21 protein-coding genes are annotated in these 18,120 nt (G+C 62.0%); 10 read left to right on the top strand and 11 right to left on the bottom strand.

Annotated elements, in window-relative coordinates:
* Nucleotides 1–95: 95 nt before the first annotated feature.
* Both ACZ5WW_RS13315 and ACZ5WW_RS13310 read right to left on the bottom strand, forming a co-directional pair.
* Nucleotides 96–284, bottom strand: a complete 189-nt coding sequence (locus ACZ5WW_RS13315; RefSeq protein WP_377168344.1) for a hypothetical protein — start codon at nt 282–284, stop codon at nt 96–98.
* Between the two features lie 96 nt (nt 285–380).
* Nucleotides 381–1,403 (bottom strand): NAD-dependent epimerase/dehydratase family protein, encoded by a 1,023-nt coding sequence (locus ACZ5WW_RS13310; protein WP_377168343.1) that lies wholly within the window; start codon nt 1,401–1,403, stop codon nt 381–383.
* A 142-nt stretch (nt 1,404–1,545) separates the two neighbouring features.
* Between ACZ5WW_RS13310 and ACZ5WW_RS13305 the strand changes: the two genes are divergently transcribed.
* From ACZ5WW_RS13305 to ACZ5WW_RS13270, 8 genes are all read left to right on the top strand, one after another.
* Nucleotides 1,546–2,322, top strand: coding sequence for a TerC family protein (locus ACZ5WW_RS13305; RefSeq protein ID WP_377168341.1), 777 nt, complete (start codon nt 1,546–1,548; stop codon nt 2,320–2,322).
* A 436-nt stretch (nt 2,323–2,758) separates the two neighbouring features.
* The gene (locus ACZ5WW_RS13300; RefSeq protein WP_377168339.1) at nt 2,759–3,196 is read left to right on the top strand and encodes an Hsp20/alpha crystallin family protein; all 438 of its coding nucleotides are present in this window, start codon (nt 2,759–2,761) and stop codon (nt 3,194–3,196) included.
* 52 nt (nt 3,197–3,248) lie between these two features.
* On the top strand, nt 3,249–3,629 hold the full coding sequence (locus ACZ5WW_RS13295) for an Hsp20/alpha crystallin family protein (protein WP_184339709.1): 381 nt from the start codon (nt 3,249–3,251) through the stop codon (nt 3,627–3,629).
* A gap of 113 nt (nt 3,630–3,742) precedes the next feature.
* Complete coding sequence (locus ACZ5WW_RS13290; protein WP_377168337.1) at nt 3,743–5,122, top strand: APC family permease; 1,380 nt, start codon at nt 3,743–3,745, stop codon at nt 5,120–5,122.
* A 34-nt stretch (nt 5,123–5,156) separates the two neighbouring features.
* On the top strand, nt 5,157–5,597 hold the full coding sequence (locus tag ACZ5WW_RS13285) for a hypothetical protein (RefSeq protein WP_377168335.1): 441 nt from the start codon (nt 5,157–5,159) through the stop codon (nt 5,595–5,597).
* Between the two features lie 45 nt (nt 5,598–5,642).
* On the top strand, nt 5,643–6,683 hold the full coding sequence (locus ACZ5WW_RS13280) for a 3-deoxy-7-phosphoheptulonate synthase (protein WP_377168333.1): 1,041 nt from the start codon (nt 5,643–5,645) through the stop codon (nt 6,681–6,683).
* Between the two features lie 33 nt (nt 6,684–6,716).
* A complete protein-coding gene (locus tag ACZ5WW_RS13275) occupies nt 6,717–7,589 on the top strand; it encodes an alpha/beta fold hydrolase (protein WP_377168331.1) in 873 nt (290 codons plus the stop codon).
* Between the two features lie 78 nt (nt 7,590–7,667).
* Nucleotides 7,668–7,976 carry a putative quorum-sensing-regulated virulence factor gene (locus ACZ5WW_RS13270; protein ID WP_377168329.1) on the top strand — a complete coding sequence of 103 codons (309 nt, stop codon included), beginning with the start codon at nt 7,668–7,670 and terminating at the stop codon, nt 7,974–7,976.
* A gap of 166 nt (nt 7,977–8,142) precedes the next feature.
* Here ACZ5WW_RS13270 and ACZ5WW_RS13265 read toward each other — a convergent pair whose 3' ends face one another.
* The 9 genes from ACZ5WW_RS13265 to priA form a co-directional block, all read right to left on the bottom strand.
* Complete coding sequence (locus tag ACZ5WW_RS13265; RefSeq protein ID WP_377168327.1) at nt 8,143–8,577, bottom strand: DUF420 domain-containing protein; 435 nt, start codon at nt 8,575–8,577, stop codon at nt 8,143–8,145.
* A gap of 3 nt (nt 8,578–8,580) precedes the next feature.
* On the bottom strand, nt 8,581–9,291 hold the full coding sequence (locus ACZ5WW_RS13260; RefSeq protein WP_377168325.1) for an SCO family protein: 711 nt from the start codon (nt 9,289–9,291) through the stop codon (nt 8,581–8,583).
* Between the two features lie 11 nt (nt 9,292–9,302).
* On the bottom strand, nt 9,303–10,205 hold the full coding sequence (cyoE, locus tag ACZ5WW_RS13255; RefSeq protein WP_377168323.1) for a heme o synthase: 903 nt from the start codon (nt 10,203–10,205) through the stop codon (nt 9,303–9,305).
* Between the two features lie 6 nt (nt 10,206–10,211).
* Entirely contained in the window at nt 10,212–11,363 is a 1,152-nt protein-coding gene (gene dnaJ / locus ACZ5WW_RS13250) for a molecular chaperone DnaJ (RefSeq protein ID WP_377168321.1), read from the bottom strand.
* A gap of 18 nt (nt 11,364–11,381) precedes the next feature.
* Complete coding sequence (locus tag ACZ5WW_RS13245; protein WP_377168319.1) at nt 11,382–11,948, bottom strand: nucleotide exchange factor GrpE; 567 nt, start codon at nt 11,946–11,948, stop codon at nt 11,382–11,384.
* A gap of 30 nt (nt 11,949–11,978) precedes the next feature.
* Nucleotides 11,979–13,427: a PP2C family protein-serine/threonine phosphatase gene (locus ACZ5WW_RS13240; protein ID WP_377168317.1), complete on the bottom strand. Its 1,449-nt coding sequence runs from the start codon at nt 13,425–13,427 to the stop codon at nt 11,979–11,981.
* A 36-nt stretch (nt 13,428–13,463) separates the two neighbouring features.
* Entirely contained in the window at nt 13,464–14,003 is a 540-nt protein-coding gene (locus ACZ5WW_RS13235; protein ID WP_377168315.1) for an STAS domain-containing protein, read from the bottom strand.
* An 11-nt stretch (nt 14,004–14,014) separates the two neighbouring features.
* Entirely contained in the window at nt 14,015–14,509 is a 495-nt protein-coding gene (locus ACZ5WW_RS13230) for a hypothetical protein (RefSeq protein WP_377168313.1), read from the bottom strand.
* Nucleotides 14,510–14,581: 72 nt separating this feature from the next.
* A complete protein-coding gene (gene priA / locus ACZ5WW_RS13225) occupies nt 14,582–16,915 on the bottom strand; it encodes a replication restart helicase PriA (protein ID WP_377168311.1) in 2,334 nt (777 codons plus the stop codon).
* 104 nt (nt 16,916–17,019) lie between these two features.
* Between priA and cdaA the strand changes: the two genes are divergently transcribed.
* A complete protein-coding gene (gene cdaA, locus ACZ5WW_RS13220; protein ID WP_377168309.1) occupies nt 17,020–17,826 on the top strand; it encodes a diadenylate cyclase CdaA in 807 nt (268 codons plus the stop codon).
* Nucleotides 17,804–18,112, top strand: coding sequence for a hypothetical protein (locus tag ACZ5WW_RS13215; RefSeq protein ID WP_377168307.1), 309 nt, complete (start codon nt 17,804–17,806; stop codon nt 18,110–18,112). Before cdaA ends, ACZ5WW_RS13215 begins: the two co-directional genes overlap by 23 nt.
* The last annotated feature ends 8 nt before the right edge of the window (nt 18,113–18,120 follow it).

The following is an 18,120-nucleotide window of genomic DNA, read 5'->3' as shown; positions in this document are numbered from 1 at the left end:
TAAAATATTAAAATCCGGATTCCGCCTCCACCCCAAAGTGAAGCGATGATGTATTCAGAGTCTGCGATCAAGACTCCCGGCAATATTGGGATACACTAGTTAGTTGTCGCGACCGGGCCACCAGGCAGAAGATCCGATTGATAGGGGGCTAGTCCCAGATGTGCTCGATCAACAGCAGCTTCAGCCTCAGCTTTACGGCATTCGTCATAAAGTGACTGCGCCTGCTTTTTCAAAGCAATAGAATGGAGACGGAAGCCACCAATCCAAGTGATGGCGTAGAGCATGGCGATGAAGAACCAGATTTTCCGCGCAGCACTCATGCGCTCAAGTATTGGATGGGAAAGATCCCTGTCGAGTGTTGTTCGTCCTTGTTCCCGCCTTCAAAACTTCCCGTCGCGGGATTCGAAGTGGGTGGGTTTGCCGAGGGATTCGCCGCCGTGGGAGATCCAGTGGGCGACCCATTCGGTGAGTTCTTCGTCGCGGATGAAGGGGACGCCGAGGTCGACGAAGCTGCGGTAGGGGTTGCTGAGGAGGGCGTCGGGGGCTTCCTTGCCGGTGATCTGGACGGGCTTGCCGAAGAGTTTGCCGAAGCGGGTGGCGACTTCGCGCACGCTGAGGGTGGTGGTGCCGGTGAGGTTGACGGTCCAGGCGGGGCTCTGGGCCTTGGCGAGGCTGAGGAGGGAGAGGGCGTTGGCATCGCCCTGCCAGATGGTGTTGAAATAACCCATGGTGACGTCCACGGGCTGGCCGTTCCAGACCTGGCGGGCGATGTCGACCATGACGCCGTAGCGGAGGTCGCAGGCGTAGTTGAGGCGGATGAGGGAGACGGGGGTGCCGCGTGTCTGGCTGAAGTATTCGAAGATGCGCTCGCGGCCGAGGCAGCTCATGGCGTATTCGCCTTTGGGATTGAGGGCGTCTTCTTCACGGCTGCCACCGCTCCCGAGGGGTACGAGGCCATAGACATTGCCGGTGGAGAAGGCGGCGATGCGGCTGCGGTGGTAGCGCTCGCAGACGAGGCCGGGGAGCCAGGCGTTCATGGCCCAGGTCATGGCCTCCTGGCCGGTGGAGCCGAATTTCATGCCGGCCATGTAGATGACGTTGGGGGCATGCGGGAGGTAGGCGACGGCGTTGGCGGAGAGGAGGTCTGAGGAGATGACTTCGATGCCGTGCTGCTGGAACGTCTCGGCGGAGCCGGGGGAACTGAAGCGGGAGACGGCGATGACGCGGCGCTGGGTGCCGGCTTCGTCGCTGGCGCGTTTGGCCATGCGTGCGAGGGAGGGGCCCATTTTGCCAGCGGCACCGAGGATGATGATGTCACCGGGCAGGCGGCTCATCATCTCGATGACGGCGGGGGTGGGACGGCTGAGCTGTTCTTCGAGATCGACGAGACTGGCAGGAGGCATGGGCGCATTTATGAACGGGTTTTGCGATTCGAAAAATGCTTTGATTCAAACGGCTGGGGGGAGGCGGAGCTGGCGTTGCAAAATGAGCAAAAGTTTCTCCGGCGATTGCCTAGGCGGCATTTACCGCTAGCATCGGCGCACGATGATCGCCTCTGCCGCCGCTGCTGTAACCGCCAATCTGAATGTGTTTGATTTTTCCTGGGTTGCCAGCCCGGAGGCGTGGGTTGCGGTGCTGACGCTGTGCGTGCTGGAGATTGTGCTGGGGATCGACAACATTGTGTTCATCTCGATCCTGGTGGACAAGCTGCCTGAGGAGGAGCGCGCGCGGGGGCGGTTCATGGGGCTGGGGCTGGCGATGCTGACGCGCATTCTGCTGCTGCTTTCGATCACGTGGGTGATGTCTCTGACGGCGCCGCTGTTTTCGCTGCTGGGGCACACGATCACGGGCAAGGACCTGGTGCTGATCTTTGGCGGGCTGTTCCTGATCTACAAAAGCACGCACGAGATCCATGAGAAACTGGAAGGCGACCCCGAGGGCGAGGTGAGGAGCAGCGTGGGCAAGGGGGCGGCGTTTGGCGCGGTGATGGTGCAGGTGGCGCTGCTGGACATTGTGTTCTCCCTGGACTCGGTGATCACGGCGGTGGGGATGGTGAAGCACATTTCCATCATGGTGACAGCGGTGCTGATCTCGGTGGGGTTCATGATGTTTTTTGCGAAGGCGGTGGGCGATTTTGTGGCGCGCCATCCCACGGTGAAGATGCTGGCGCTGAGCTTCCTGATTCTGATCGGGACGGCGCTGATCGGAGAGGGGTTCCACTTTGAGATTCCGAAGGGGTACATCTACTTTGCCATGGGCTTTTCGATGGCGGTGGAGATGCTGAACCTGAAGGCGAAGAAGAAGGCTGCGGCCAAGGCCTAGGGTGGTGATCGGAATGGGGCGGCGGAGCTTTTCGTGGTGCAGCGGCGCTGTTTGAGGACGCTGCCGGCCCACCGAGGAGACGTCATGAGCATGAGCTGAGTGTTTTGAACACGAATGACGGGGAATGTCCGCGAATTTTCACGAATGGTTCTTGGGCGGGAATTGAGGTGTCGTGGGCGTCGTGAAGGCCCAGCAGGGGGGCAGCTTTTTGAAGGCTGCGGTGATTTGGCAAAAATGTCTCAGTGATGTGACAAGAGGTGCCAATTTTGTGGCACAATGAGGCTCGGCGGAGCGTGGGGAAAAACGGGGTGATGTTTTTCAAATCATTGGTTATCAATGTTTTGATGGTGTGAAAATGGGGCTGGCACGACTGATGCATGAGTATGGAGCGGAACATCACTCCAACCCCAAAACTCAAACCAAACCATCCGAAGCCATGAAACTCATCCGCACCAATCCCTTCAGCCTCAACCGCGTCTCCGACTTTGACGAATGGTTCCGCCATCCGTTTGCGGGCATGCCTTCTCTGAGCACGTTTTTCAACCACCTCGGCGAGGTCTTCCCCGGCGTGGCCAATGACAAGCTGGCCGTGGATGTGCATGAAGACAAAGACAACTACCTGGCGAGCTTTGAAGTGCCGGGCGTGAAGAAGGAAGACGTCAAAATCGAGCTGAACAACGGCCTGCTGAGCGTGGCCGTGGAAAAGCGCGAGAAGGACGGCGACAAAGAAAGCTCCTACAGCCTGACGCGCTCGGTGTCGGTGCCTGAAGGGGTGAACGCCGAAGCCATCTCCGCGAAGCTCGAAGACGGCATCCTGACCGTGACGCTGCCGAAGCAGGAACGCAGCAAGCCGCGCACGATCACTCTGAACTAATCCGCCCCATCTCCCCCAACTCCAATCCCATCCCTTTATCTTTAAAACTACCATGAATACGACCTGCTCTCCCAGCTCCTGCGCTCCAGCCACCTCCGGCGTCACTGAATCTCTGCGCAAGCCCCTCTACAACGTCAATGGCAACGCCGAAGCGTATGAAGTGCGCGTCGAGATGCCCGGCGTGCCGAAGGGCGGCGTGAAGATCGACCTCGAAGACAGCATCCTAACCATCCGGGGTGAACGCAACGCCACCGTGCCGGAAGGCATGAAGACGCTGCACCGCGAGCTCTCCCCGCTGAGCTACCTCCTGCGCCTGCGCCTTAACACGCCGGTGGATGAGGAGCAGATGACGGCCAAGCTCGAAGACGGCGTGCTGACGCTGCGCCTGCCACTGAAAGAAGTGGCCAAGCCGCGCCAGATCCCCGTGCTGTAATCTCTGAGCCGACAGCGTCTGAAAAGCCCTGCCGCCCGCCTCGCCGAACTGTGCGATGCGGGCGGCCTCTTTTTGTCTTCCAGCGCGGCATGATCTCGGCTACTAGCGTAGGCATGGCCGACTCTTCCCCTTCCCAGCCGTCACTGCAGCAGACTCTCGGACCCTGGCAGATCATGTTTTATGGTCTGGGGTCCATGCTGGGGGCGGGGATCTATGCGCTGATCGGCAAAGCGGCGGCGGGGCTGGGGAATGCGATGTGGCTGGCCTTCATCATGGCGATGGTGGGCGCGCTGCTGACGGGCCTGACGTATGCGTGTGTGGGAGGAAGGTATGCCAAGGCGGGAGGTGCGGCGTATGTGACGCAGCGCGGGCTGGGCAAGCCGCTGCTGAGCTACATCATCGGCATCGCGGTGATGATGAGCGGGCTGACGAGCATGGCCACCGGGGCGCAGGCGATCATCGGGCAGGTCAAGGAGCTGATGGGCTGGCAGCTGGCGGACATGGTGGTGAAGCTGTGCGCCATCGGGGTGGTGGGCCTGGTGGGCTGTGTGATCTACCGCGGCCTGAAGGAGAGCATGTGGCTGAACATCCTGTGCACGATCATCGAGGCCAGCGGGCTGATTTTCATCATCATCATCGGTGTGCGCTACTGGGGCGGGGTGAACTACCTGGAATCTCCGGGGGACACGGCGGCGGGCGGTACGGGCTCGGGCATCACGATGGCGCTGATCATGCAGGGGGCGGTGCTGACGTTTTATTCGTTCATCGGTTTTGAGGACATTTTGAATGTGAGCGAGGAGGTGAAAAACCCGGGGCGCAATGTGCCGCTGGGGCTGATCGGCGCGATGGTGCTGGCCACGATGATCTATCTGGCGGTGGCGATCACGGCGGTGTCCGTGGTGCCCTGGCAGCAGCTGGCGAAGAGTGACGCGCCGCTGATGGAGGTGGCCCGGCGGGCTGCGCCGTGGTTCACGGGGATCAAGCCGGTGTATGCCTTCATCACCATTTTCGCGATCGGTAACACGGCGCTGCTGAACTACCTGATGGGATCGCGGCTGCTGTATGGGATGAGCCGGCAGGGGCTGCTGCCGGCGGTGCTGGGCCGTCTGCACCCCACGCGGCACTCGCCGCATGTGGCGGTGTTTGTGCTGTTTGGCATCGTGTCGGTGCTGATCCTGAGCGGTGGGGTGAAGCAGCTGGCGGAGTCCACGGTGCTGCTGCTGCTGATCGTGTTTACGGTGGTGAACATCTCGCTGATCATTCTGAAGCGCCGACCTGATGAGCCGAAGGGGGGCTTTGAGCCTCCGGCGTTTGTGCCGGTGCTGGGAGCGCTGGTGTGCGCCTCGCTGATCGTGGTGCGGGTGCAGAGCGCCATCACCAGCACGGATGCGGCGCAGCGCACGGCACCGCTGATCGCGGGGGCGGTGGTACTGATCAGCGTGGTGCTTTACTTCATCCTCAAGCCGAAGAATCCGGTGGCGCAGGAAGATTGAAGAAGGGTGGTTCCGGGCTTATGGGAGAGCTCCCATGAGCCAGGCCGTCCGTCTCCAGAAAGCCGCCGCAGTCATTGCCGGCCCGGTCGTTTTCATCGTCATGGCTCTGTGCCTGACGGGCTGCGCGTCATCCTATGAAACGCTGCGCGCCGAAGCGATGCCCCATTATGGAGCATCGCTTCCTGGAACGATCCAGGTGACGGTGCTGCAAGGGTTTCGACGCCCCGGGCATTACCACCTGCCGCAAGGTGCCACGCTTGGCCAGCTGCTGGACCGGGCGAAGCTGAAACCTTTTGCATGGGGAACCAGCAACTCCCAATGCTGGCAGTACATCGCCATGGAAATGCCGCGGCCTGCCAGAGGACGGCAGATGATCAACCGTGAAGGTCTGGCGGGGCTGACGATCTCGGCGGAGGACCGAAACATCCGGCTGCGAGACGGCCAGCAGGTGAGGTGCGATGTGTTAACGTGGTGAAATACAGATGAGACAGGGAGCGGATGGTGCTAGGAACACCTTGTCATGAGCCAGACCGCCAATCTCCACATCGCCTCGAACATTCCGCTGCCCGCACCGCGCGGGATGATGAGCGAGATCGCGCCAACGGAGGCGCAGACAGCCTTTGTGGAGCGTTCGCGGCAGGAGATCCGGGACATTTTGTCCGGCACAGATGAGCGGTTTCTCGTCATCCTGGGGCCGTGCTCGATCCATGATCCCGAGGCGGGCATGGAGTATGCGCGCAAGCTGGCGGCGCTGGCGGAAGAGCTGAAGGACAGGCTGTGCATCGTGATGCGTGTGTATTTTGAAAAGCCGCGCACGACGGTGGGGTGGAAGGGGCTGATCATGGATCCGCATCTGGATGGAAGCTGCGACATTCCTGCGGGGCTGCGGCTGGCGCGGAAGATCCTGCGGGATGTGCTGGATCTGGGGCTGCCCACGGCGACGGAGCTGCTGGACCCCATCACGCCGCAGTACATTGCGGATCTGATCAGCTGGAGCGCGATCGGTGCGCGGACAACGGAGTCGCAAACGCACCGGCAGATGGCGTCGGGTTTGTCGATGCCGCTGGGTTTCAAGAACGGGACGTTTGGGCACATCGCGCCAGCGATCAATGCGATCAAGGCGGCGATGCAGCCGCAGACTTTCCTGGGGGTGAGCGAGGATGGCGTGGCCTCTGCGGTGACGACGAGCGGGAATCCGGACTGCCACATCATCCTGCGCGGCGGAGAAGACGGGCCGAACTACGGCGCGGACAATGTGATGGAAACGATCGACGGGCTGGAAGCGGCGAAGCTGAAGCCTGCGATCATGATCGATGCGAGCCATGGCAACTGTGCGAAGGATCACCGGCGGATGCCGGATGTGTTTCGTGAGATCGTGCGCCAGCGTGCGGCGGGGCAGAAGGCGATCATCGGCGCGATGCTGGAGAGCAATCTGGTGGGCGGGAACCAGAAGTTTCCGCAGCCGCTGGACAAGCTGGTGCGCGGGCAGTCGATCACGGATGCGTGCATTGACTGGGAGACGACGGAGGCGCTGCTGCGAGAGGCGCATGGTTTGTTGTAACACCGGGCCGCAAACTGTAGTCTGATCCCTGCCATGAGCGACCATAGAGTGACCCTCTCAAACGGCAGGAGGCTGGGCTATGCGGAATACGGTGATCCGAGCGGGGTGCCGATGTTTTATTTCCATGGCTGGCCGGGCTCGCGGCTGCAGGGAGAGATGCTGGATGAAGCGGGCAAGAAGTTTGGCCTGCGTGTGGTGTCGCCGGACCGTCCGGGGATCGGGCTTTCGGATTTTCAGCCGGGGCGCCGGCTGCTGGACTGGCCTGGGGATATGCGCGAGCTGGCGGCGCATCTCGGGTGGGAGAAATTTCATGTGCTGGGTGTGTCGGGAGGCGGGCCGTATGTGCTGGCCTGCGCCTATGCGATGCCGGAGCGGCTGCTGAGCGCGGGTGTGGTCTGCGGGGCGCCGCCGCTGCGGGAGGTGGGAACGAAGGATCTGCTGTGGGCCTACCGGCTGGCGCTGTGGGCGCAGGACCGGGTGCCGTGGTTTCTGGGGGCGGGGCTGGCGGTGGCGGCGCAGTTCATGCGGCTGCCAGCGGCATCGCCTTTGGTGGCGGCACAGGTGTGCAAGATGTGCGAGCGCGACCAGCAGGCCTTTGCGCGGCCGGACTTGTACCGCATTCTGACGACGAGCGGGCGTGTGGGGGTGACGTCTCCGGTGCATGCGGTGAGGCTGGATGGGAACATCTATTCGAGCGACTGGGGCATTGATCTGGGCAGTGTGAGCTTTCCCATCCGCTACTGGCATGGGGGCCGTGACAGCAACATCCCGGCTTCGATGGTGGAGCGGTTTGTGCAGAAGATTCCGAATGCCACGCTCACTCTGAAGGAGGAGGACGGGCACTATTCGCTGCCGTTTCTTGGCACGGAGGAGATCGTGGAGGAGCTGGTGCGGGGGGCTCGCTGAGGCGGTGAAATAGCCCCAGTCTCTTTTTGCGGCTACAGAAGGTACTCGCGGGCAGGATTGCCCGCACTACTTTGCGGCATGGACGACCTGGAAGCACGGATGCGCGCCGATTTTGAGGAGATCGGGCGGACGTTCATGCCGTTTGGGAAGTACGGGCCGCAGCATTTCCCGCCGAACGGGGTGCCGATCTATGACATTCCGGCGGAGTATCTGGGGTGGTTTGCGAACAAGGCGGGGTTTCCGAAAGGACGCCTGGGGGTGCTGCTGCAAATGGTGCACCAGATGAAGGCGGACGGGTCCGACGTGGTGTTTGATGTGTTTCGGAAGAAACGCGGGCGAACGGACCTCAAACCGACGAAGCAGAAGTCGTGGAAGTTTGAGGAGTGAGGTTTGGCCGTAGGATGGATGTAGCGACAGCCTGTCCGGTGGTTTGGAACCTAGAAAATCAGAAATCGAAGGCTCGACAATCGTCAATCCTCCGGCTTAGGCGCGTCCTGGGCGCACGTGATTGACGATTGATGAACAATCGATTTTTGATTGAAGAGGTTTTGGCCTATCCGCGGATGGGCGGGCCGTACCAGACGTAGCACATGAGGTAAACGATGATGCCGGTGACGGAGACGTAGAGCCAGACGGGGACGGTCCATTTGGCGACGCGCTTGTGTTTGTCGAAGCGGCTGCGCAGGGCCGGGACCACGGTCATGATGATCATGGGCAGGCTGAGTATGGCCAGGGGAATGTGGGTGAAGAGGATGGTGAAGTAGATGGGGCGTGTGAGGCCCGTGCCGGCGAACTTCACGTGGCCCGCGTGGTAGTGGTAGTAGAGGTAGCAGCCGAGGAAGGCGGTGGAGAACAGCAGGGCGATGATCATGCTGACGATGTGCGGCTTTTTATGGCCGAGCTTGATCATGGTGAGGCCGAGGAGGATGTGCACCAGGGCGCAGCCGTTGAAAATGGTGTAGAGCTTGGGGAGTTCGGTGACGTCCATGATTCAGTTTGAGGAGGCTGGCTTGTAGGGGGCCTTTTTCTGGTCAGCGAGGAGGTAGCGAAGGTCTTCGCGGATTTTGCCATCCCAGAATTTGGCGGCTTCGGGATCTCCGTTCAGGATGTCCTCAAGGCGGCGGAGATGGCCGCGGTGGTCAACGACAGCGACGCGAAGGTCGTGGATGTATTTGTCGTCCGGGGAGAGGCGCTCGGCCTCAGGCATGTCCTGCACGGGGCGGAACTGCACCTGGCTGGTCATGAACTTGCGCACGGCGTCTTTTTCACCATTCACGAACCACCAATTGGCGTCGTCCTTGATGTCGAGACCGCGGGCAAATTTCTGCATCATCTCGGGGGTGTCATCGGCGTCGAGGGTGAAGCTGATGAAGTGGACGCCGGGTTCGCTGGCGAATTCTGACTGGAGCTTTTTGAGCTTGGCGATGACGGCGGCACAGCCACGCGGGCAGCGGGTGAAGACCCAAGAGATGACGAGGACTTTGCCCTTGAGATCTTCGAGGTGGACGGTTTTGCCGCTGCGCTCGGTGAGCTCGAGGTCTTTTTCGAGGCGACCCAGGATGGGAGGGCGGTTGACGTCGTTGTCGATGCGGGAGCGGTAGATGAGGTAGTTGTAAAAGACGACGAGGCCTAGAACGGCGATGATGACAGGCACCCAGATGGTCCAGGGGCTGAGCTTGGCTTTGGGGGGGGATTCGTTCATGGAGGTGCGGTTTACGCGTGTTTCCAGGCAAGGATGGATACGATCAGAATGCCCGGGAGATACATGAGGGTGCAGAAGAAAAGCTTGCGTGCTGAGGCGCGTTCGGGCTGGCGGTTGAAACGGAAGGCGAGCATGCAGAGCCAGCCGCTGAGGAGGAGCGCAGGGGGAAGGAACCACCATGCCGAGGCGGCACCGGCGTAAACGGGATAGAACATCAGGAGCACGGTACTGACGGCGTAGGCGAGGGCGTGCTTGGAGGTGCGGGCACCGTGTTCGTCGTCATTGGCGAGCATGACGAAGCCGCCCTTGCGGTATTCGTCGCGGTACATCCAGTTGATGGCGAGGAAGTGAGGGAGCTGCCAGAGGAACAGGAGGAGGAAGAGGTAGATGGCCCCCGGCTCTGCCATGAGCTCCCAGCGGAAATGCGGCACGGAGCCCGCAGGCAGGGGCCCGGCGGCACCGGCCCAGCCGATGAGGGGAGGCAGTGCGCCGGAGACGGCGCCGACGAGCGTGTTGGTGGCGCTCTGACGCTTCAGCGGGGTGTAGATGAAGAGGTATACCGCGAGGGTGAGGGCGGTGAGCGCGGCGGCCTCCATATTCACCTGGATGGTGAGATGGATGAGGGCCCAGGCGCTGAGGAGCCAGCCGATGCCGAAGGCTGCCGAAGGGCTGACGCGGCCGGAGGGCAGGGGACGGTCTGAGGTGCGCTGCATGCGCGAGTCGGGCTCGATCTCCATGAGCTGATTGAACACGGCGGCACCAAAGGCAGCGAGGGTGCTGCCGATGATGGTGTGAAAAAGCAGCCAGAAGTCGAAGCCCTTGGGGGCACGCAGCCAGAACCCGACAAACGTCGTGACGATGACGAGGGCGCTGAGGCGGAACTTCGTCAGAGTCAGCAGATCGCGGGTGGTCATGGGCGGTTAGCGGAAAAACTTTTTCGCCTTTTCGAAGAAGCTTTCCTCCATGGGGGAGGTTTGCTCGCCGAGGGATTTGGCAAATTCATCGAGCTTCGCGCGCTGTTCCGCATTGAGCTTGGTGGGGACGGCGATCTGCACGTGGACGTAGAGGTCGCCGTAGCGGTCTTCGCCGAGGATTTTCATGCCCTTGCCACGGAGACGGAAGGTGGTGCCGTTCTGGGTGCCGGCGGGCACTTTGACGGAGGCCTTGGACTCCATGGTGGGGACGGTGATCTCACCGCCGAGGGCGGCGATGCCGAAGGACAGGGGCATGTCGCAGTGGAGGTCGTTGCCTTCGCGCTCGAAGATTTCGTGGGGCTTGACCTGGACGACGATGTAGAGATCTCCGGCGGGGCCGTTTTTGACGCCGAGATCACCGTTGCCGGTGGAGCGGAGGCGGGAGCCGTCCTCGATGCCGGCGGGGACCTTGACGCGGACTTTGGTGCGTTCTTTGGAACGGCCGGTGCCGTGGCAGCTGCGGCAGGGGTCGCTGATCATTTCGCCGCTGCCGCTGCAGTCGGGGCAGGTCTGCTGGATCTGGAAGAAGCCGCGGGAGCTGATGACCTGGCCGACGCCGCCGCAGGTGCGGCAGGTTTTCTTGCCGCCGCCGCTGGCGGAGCCTGAGCCGGAGCAGGTTTTGCAGGAGGCGCTGCGCTCGTACTCGATTTCACGCTCCACGCCGTGCGCGGCGTCTTCGAGGGAAATTTCCATGCCGTAGCGCAGGTCGCTGCCGCGCTGGGGGCCGTCACGGCGGCGACCACCGCCGCCACCGCCACCACCGAAGAACTGCTCGAAAATGCCGCCGCCACCGCCGCTGAAGACTTCGCGGAAGATGTCGAACGGATCGTGGAAGCCACCACCGCCTGCGGAGGGGCCGCCCATGCCACCGGCGAAGGCGGCATGGCCGTAGCGATCATAGGCGGCGCGCTTTTGCTCGTCGCTGAGGACGTCGTAGGCTTCGCCGACTTCCTTGAATTTGGCTTCGGCGGATTTGTCGTCCGGGTTTTTGTCGGGGTGATATTTCACCGCGAGCTTGCGGTAGGCTTTTTTCAAATCCTCGGCAGAGACGTCACGTGAGACGCCGAGGACTTCATAATAATCGCGTTTGTCAGCCATGGGAGGGTAGAGAGAGGGTTACGCCTCTGGGGTGGCTGCGGGACCACTGGAAACGATGACGCTGGCGGCGCGGAGGAGGCGGTCCTTGAGCTTGTAACCACGCCGGGTGACACGGATGATGGTGCCTTCCGGTGCGGAGGTGCTGGGCTCCTGGGCGACGGCTTCGTGGAGGTTGGGGTCAAAAGCTTTGCTGAGCGCCTCGATTTCCTGGACGCCGCTTTCACGGAGGAAGTCCTGGAGCTGGCGGCTGACCATGCTCATGCCCATGAAGATCATGGATTTTTCGGATTCGGCGCGGGCGGCTTCGAGGCCCATGTCGAAATTGTCGAGAATGGGGAAGAGAGCGCGGAGGAGGTCGGCATTGGCGTAGGCGCGTGTTTCCTGGGCCTCGCGGGCGGAGCGTTTGCGGAAGTTGTCGAGTTCGGCCTGGCTGCGGTAGGCCATGTCTTTCCAGCGTTCGACTTCCTGGGTGAGCGCTGTGATGGGGTCCAGCGGAGCAGCCTCCTCGACGGGCGCGGCGGCTTCAGGGCTGGGGATTTCTTCAGCAGAGGGTTGCTGGGTCGTGTCTGGACTCGGCTCGGTCATAGGATTTCGCGGTTTTTTGGGGGGCCGCGACTATGCCGTCTTCTGAATAGCAATCAAGGTGATGTCGTCATGGGAGCGCCGACCTTTCAAAAAGTGCTCCAAATCCATGATAATGCCGCCGATGACGGCCTTGGGCCCGTTGGGGGCATGTTTGGCGAGCTCCTGCTGGACGCGATCTTCGCCAAATTCGACGCCTTTGGCGTCCATGGCCTCATTGACACCGTCGGTGTAGAGGAGGAGGCAGTCTCCGGGCAGCATTTCGAAGCTTTCGTCCTTGGTGACGCGCTCGAAGACAGCGCCTTTGTCAATGCCGACGCCGAGTCCCGGGGGGTGGATGGACTCGACCTTGCCGGAAGCCTGGCGCCAGAGCAGGGCGGCATTGTGGCCGGCGCGCGAGAGGGTGAGTCTGGAGCCGTCCTGCGTCATGGCAACGTAGGACATGGTGATGAACATGTCTTCGCGTATGTCCGGGGCGATCTGGCGGTTGACTGCGGCGAGGACGGCGCTGGGGGATTCGTACATCTGGGACTGTGCGCGCATGAGGGTGCGGCACATGACGGTGATCATGGCAGCGCCGAGGCCTTTGCCTGAAACGTCGGCGATGACGGCGCCAAAGCGGCCGTCGGGCAGGCTCAGGAAGTCGAAGTAGTCGCCACTGAGAGTGCGTGCGGGGATGTTTTTGCCGGCGATGATGAAGCCGGGGACCTGAGGGTCGCGGTCCGGGAGGAGGACTTTCTGGATCTGGCTGGCGGTTTGGAGCTCCTGCTGGTCCATGCGGTTTTTTGACGCCTCCTGGTGAGACATGGCATTGGCGAGGGCGAAGGCGGACTGCTCGATGAGGGAATTGAAGACTTCGAAGTCGTTGGCGTTGTAGCTGCGGCCGTCCTTGGGGGAGGTGACGGCCAGCACGCCGAGCCTGCGAACGCCAAAGCTGAGGGGGCCGATCATGGCGGTGACATGCTGCTGAGAGGGGACGAGGTGCTCGCCCAGGCGGGAGTCGGTGCCGAGGTCTGGCAGGAGCTCGGTCTTCTGCTGCATGAAAACGCTGCCGAGGAGGCCTGACTGGACTTTTTCAGCATGCATGCGGAGCGTGCTGAGGAGGGTGGCGGAGTTTTCCTTCATCTGCTGCCGCACACGCTCGGGGAGGCTGATGAGGGGGGCGCAGAAGTCGGAATAGTGGCGTGGGACGAGCTGCTGAGAGGCTTCGTCGTAGAGGTAGAGGGCGCCGCCGGTGCTCTGGGTGACGCGGATGGCCCCCTCAACGATCAGGCGGTACATGGAGGCCTGCTGGTCGTCGCGCCAGATGGCCTCGCCGAGGTCGTGCAGGTAATGGAACATGCGCCGTTCTTCGGCGACGATGGCCTCCTCTTCGGCGCGGAGGGCTGCGATGGCGTGCTTTTGCTGACGTGCAATCTTAGCCAGCATTACCAGTCCCGCCGTCATCAGCAGTACGATCAGGACAAGGAGAGCGATGATCATGGGTGTAAAAGGCGGCCCGGCTCATCCGGGTGGCGCCTAGGCGGGAACAGCAGATGTGCCAGCCTCCAGCTCTTTTTCCAAAAATTCGATCACATCGTGAAAACGGCTTTCGTTGGCGTCACTGACATCGGCCAGGGCCTGATGTGCAGAGAGCACGTGCTGAGTCTGTACTTCCTTGCACTCGGCGGTGGTTTCGCCGCAGTTTTGGAGGGCGTCGCAGACTTTTTTGCGTTCGGCTTCCCAGAGCTTGCCGTCGCGGTCGAGTTCCAGAATGTGGTCGAGGCCGAGGCTGGTGAGGAGCTGGAGGTTGCGCTGGTTGGCATTGACGACGCTGAGGGAGCCGCCGCCGCCAGACTCGCGGAGGCTGAGGGCCGCGCCGGTGAGCATGCCGAGAAAGGTGGAGTCCATCATGGGACAGCGCTCGAGATCGACGACGAGATTGCGCATGCCCTGATCGACGACGCGCTGGAGGGCCCGTTTGGCCTGAAGACTGTTTTGAAAGGTCCCTCTGCCGTCCACCCTCATCCAAAAAACGCGACCGATGGTGCCAACAAGAATATGAGTGGGAGGAGTCATGCGTTGCGGAGTTAGTTCCAGAGCGCGGATTGCTGGCTGACCAGTTCTTCCTTGCCTCGCAAAATACTGACGCGCCATGCGATCACCCGGCCACTTTTTTGATATTCTGAGCCGACGACCTGGAATTTGGCGACGTTGCTGCGGTGGATGTCATCGATGACCAGCTCCTGAACGCGCTTGCTGAGGCCTGATTTTGCCTGCTGGTATTCGAATTTGACGGTCACGGGGCCGGTGCGGTCATCGGCTTTCCAAAAGAAGGCGTAGTAGTGGCCGAAGCGGTCAACGATGTCCTTTTTGGTGACGGCGCCGTAAATGTAGTGCTGGCGCTCAAACAGAATGGTCTGGTTGGTGGTCTGAGGGGTGAAGAAGGGCATCAGGTGATAATATTTCACCTTGGCGATGGTTCCCCCAGGGCCTTTGACCGGACTTGAACAGGCAGAAAGCGCAAAGGCCAGGATGGCTAGGCATCCGAGGCGGAGGCAGGAGGTGCGTTTCTCTGTCGTCATGAAGTAGGAATATTGAATCGGGACGCTTGATGTCAACGTTCCCTTCGATTCTTCGAATCGACAAAGGATAATTTACAAAAGTGAGACGGGGTCAACATCCCAAGTGACAATAACGTCAGCCGGGAGGGAGGTGGACTGGAGGACCTGCTGGATGTGGCGGCAGAGGGGGCGTATTTTGGCGGCCCGGAGCAGGAGCTGATAACGGAACTGGCCGTGGGCCTTGGCCATGGCGCAAGGTGCGGGCTCGCCGATGAGCACGTCTTCGGGGAGGCCCTCCAGGAGGCGGCGATGGAGGGTCTGGAGGGCGAACTCCGCCATGGTCTGGTGTTTTCCCCGGCTGGCGAGAATGACGACGTGTGTGTAGGGGGGGTAATGAAAAGCGCGGCGCTGCTCGAGCTCCTGCTGGGCGAAGCCCTCGAAGTCGTTGTGGCGTGAAAACTGTACGGCGGGGCTGTGGGGGGCGTAGGTCTGCACGACGACCTCCCCTTTGACCTCGCCGCGGCCGGCGCGGCCGGCGACCTGAACCAGAAGCTGGAGGGTGCGTTCCGCGGCGCGGAAGTCGGGGAGATTGAGGGCGAGGTCGGCATTCAACACGCCGACGAGGGTGACGTTGGGGAAATCAAGGCCCTTGGCGATCATCTGGGTGCCGATGATGAGGTCGAGCTTCTGGGCTCGGAAGTCGCGGAGCAAGTCGCGGAGCTGGTTTTTGCGCTGAATGGTGTCGGTGTCCACACGGGCGATGCGCGCGTGAGGGAAGACCTCGCGGACGACGGTTTCGACGCGCTCAGTGCCGAAGCCTGCGAGCTTGAGCCCGGGCTCATGGCAGAAGGGGCATTTGGAGGGGGGGAGGCGCCGGGAACCGCAGACGTGACAGACGAGGCGGTTTTCGTGCTTGTGGAGCGTCATGGGGATGCTGCAGTCCTGGCACTGGATGGTCTCTCCGCATGCGAGGCAGGCCATGGAGGTGTTGAAACCGCGGCGGTTCAAAAAGAGGATGGTCTGCTCTTTTTTCTCGAGGCGTGAGGTGATGGCGGCGCGGAGCTTTTCGGAGAGGATGCCGGCATTGGCCACGGAGGTGCCGGTGCCTTTGCGCCGCTCCATGCGCATGTCGACGATGCGGATGAGGGGGAGGGTGCGGCCGTCGGTACGCTGCATGAGCCGGAGGAGCTCGTACTTGCCGTTTGCGGCATTTTCGAAGGATTCGAGGCTGGGTGTGGCGCTGCCGAGAAGGACGACGCATTTTTCGATGCCGCCGCGCACGACGGCGACGTCCCGTGCATGGTAGCGGGGTGTTTCGTCCTGCTTGAAGGAGGGCTCGTGCTCCTCGTCGACGATGATGATGCCGAGACGCTCCAGCGGCGCGAAGATGGCGCTGCGGGCACCGATCACGATGTCTGCGCGGTCTTCGTGGATCTTGAACCATTCGTCGTGGCGTTCGCCATCGCTCAGGTGGCTGTGGAGGACTGCGATGCGATCGCTGCGGTCTGAGAAGCGCGCCTTGAAGCGCTCGATGGTCTGAGGTGTGAGGGCGATCTCCGGAACGAGGACGAGGGCGGTGCCGCCGCGCTCGAGCACACGGGCGATGGCCTGGAGGTAGACCTCGGTCTTGCCGCTGCCGGTGATGCCGTGGAGGAGGATGGGGCGGGTCTGGCCGGAGGTGTCGAGCGCCGCGGAGACGCGTGCGTAGGCGGCCTGCTGCTCCGGGGTGAATGTGAGGGCCTGGGTGGGAAGGAAGGCTTCGTCCTGGAAAGGGTCGCGCTCCACGCGCACCTCGCTGCGGGTGATCCAGCCTGCCTTGAGGAGAGGCTTGAGGATGGAGGCGGCGCGTGGCAGGTCACGGCGGATCTGGCTGAGGGTGGCTTCGCCGCGGCAGCTGCGGAGGATGTCGAGCACGCGAGCCTGCATGGGGGCTTTGTGGCGGAGCTTTTCAAACTCTTCAGGAGGCGGTTCGCGCAGGAGCCTGAGATGGCTGTCCATGACGAAGCTGCCCGGTTTGTCCCGAACGGCCTGAGGAAGCATGGTGCGCAGCACGGTGTGGACGGAGACGAGATAGTACTCGGCGATCCAGCGCGCCAGCTTGAGCAGGCCGGGGGTGAACATGGGGCGCTTGGCGACGAAGGAGGCGATCTCCTTGAGGCGGCCGCGGTGGGGGGAGTCGTCGAGCAGCTCGAGGACCACGGCATTCATGCGGCGGTTTTGCAGAGGCACCATCACGCGCGAGCCCACGACGATCTCGTCTTTGAGGTGGGCGGGGATGGCGTAGTCGAGCTCCATGGCGGCGGCCCCTTCGAGCTGAACGCGTGCGATCCGTACGTGTGAGGGAGGGGCAGGCGCTGCAGCGGCGGGGGTGCCAAACAGATCGCTCTGATCGGGCCGGGGTGCAGTGCTTGGGCTGGTGGGAGGCATCTGGCGCAACCTAGCCTTCGTGAATCGCAGGCCAAAACGATTCTTCTTTTGAGAAACAAAACACCCCGTGCGATAGTTCCACAGAGCAGCATGGAGCGAACGGCATGTGGAACTTTCTGACAGAGCACTGGCGCGACGGCGTGGAGATACTGATCCTCGCTGCGCTGGCGTATCACGGATATCTTTTTTTCCGTGCGACGCGCGGTGCACGCATTCTGACGGGCCTGCTGGTGCTGCTGCTGAGTCTGGCGCTGCTTTCGCTGCTGCTGGAGCTGTCTGTCATCAGCAGCCTGCTGCAGCGCTTTTCGGTCTTTCTGGCGATAGCACTGGTGATCATCTTCCAGCCGGAGCTGCGGCGTGTGCTGGCAGAGCTGGGAAGCAGCCGTATTTTTTCCTTCAACCGTCCTGACCCGGAGGTGCTGGATGTGCTGATGGAGGCGATGCAGCAGCTGTCCTCAAGGCGCTGCGGGGCGCTGTTTGCGCTGAAGCGCGGCATCGACCTGAAGCCGTACGCCGAGTCTGGCGTGGAGCTGGATGCGGTCATATCGAATGAGCTGGTGACCACCATTTTCCACCCGAAGACATCACTGCATGATGGCGGAGCGATCATTGACCAGGGGCGGATTTCGTCCGCAGGCTGTGTTTTTCCGGTGAGCCAGCGAGAGATCCAGGACCGCGCGATTGGTCTGAGGCATCGTGCCGGGATGGGCATTTCGGAGGAGACGGATGCGATAGCGCTGGTCGTTTCCGAGGAGACGGGAGCTCTTTCACTGTGCTTTCAGGGCCGGCTGGAGCATGATCTGGAGCCGGCGAAGCTGCGCCAGCGGATCAATGAAATCCTCACGGAGGGGGCAGGCGCTGGGTTGGAATCTGCAACGGAGGGCAGTCATGAACTGGGGGCATCAGCTTAAAGAACTTATCATACGCAACTGGCGGGAGAAGATCGTCTCCCTGGTGCTGGCGTTTTTGTTCTGGTTCATGATCAAGGCGCAGGACGCCCGAAACATGCCGACGTACCCCATGCCGGCGCCGAGGCTGCCGGTGCCGACGTCTCCGGCGCCGCCGCAGCTCACGCCAGTGATACCGCCGCCTGTGCAACTGCCTTCGGAGCTGGAGCCGATGCTTTCGCCGCCCAATGCAGGGACTGCGCCGCCGCGCGGAGCCGGGACAGTGCTGAGCGGCGCCGCCGGGCTTTGACACTCAGG

The organism is Prosthecobacter fluviatilis (genome assembly GCF_055388355.1).
Note: the sequence above shows the minus strand (reverse complement) of the source record. Positions and strands in the feature narration are given on the sequence as shown.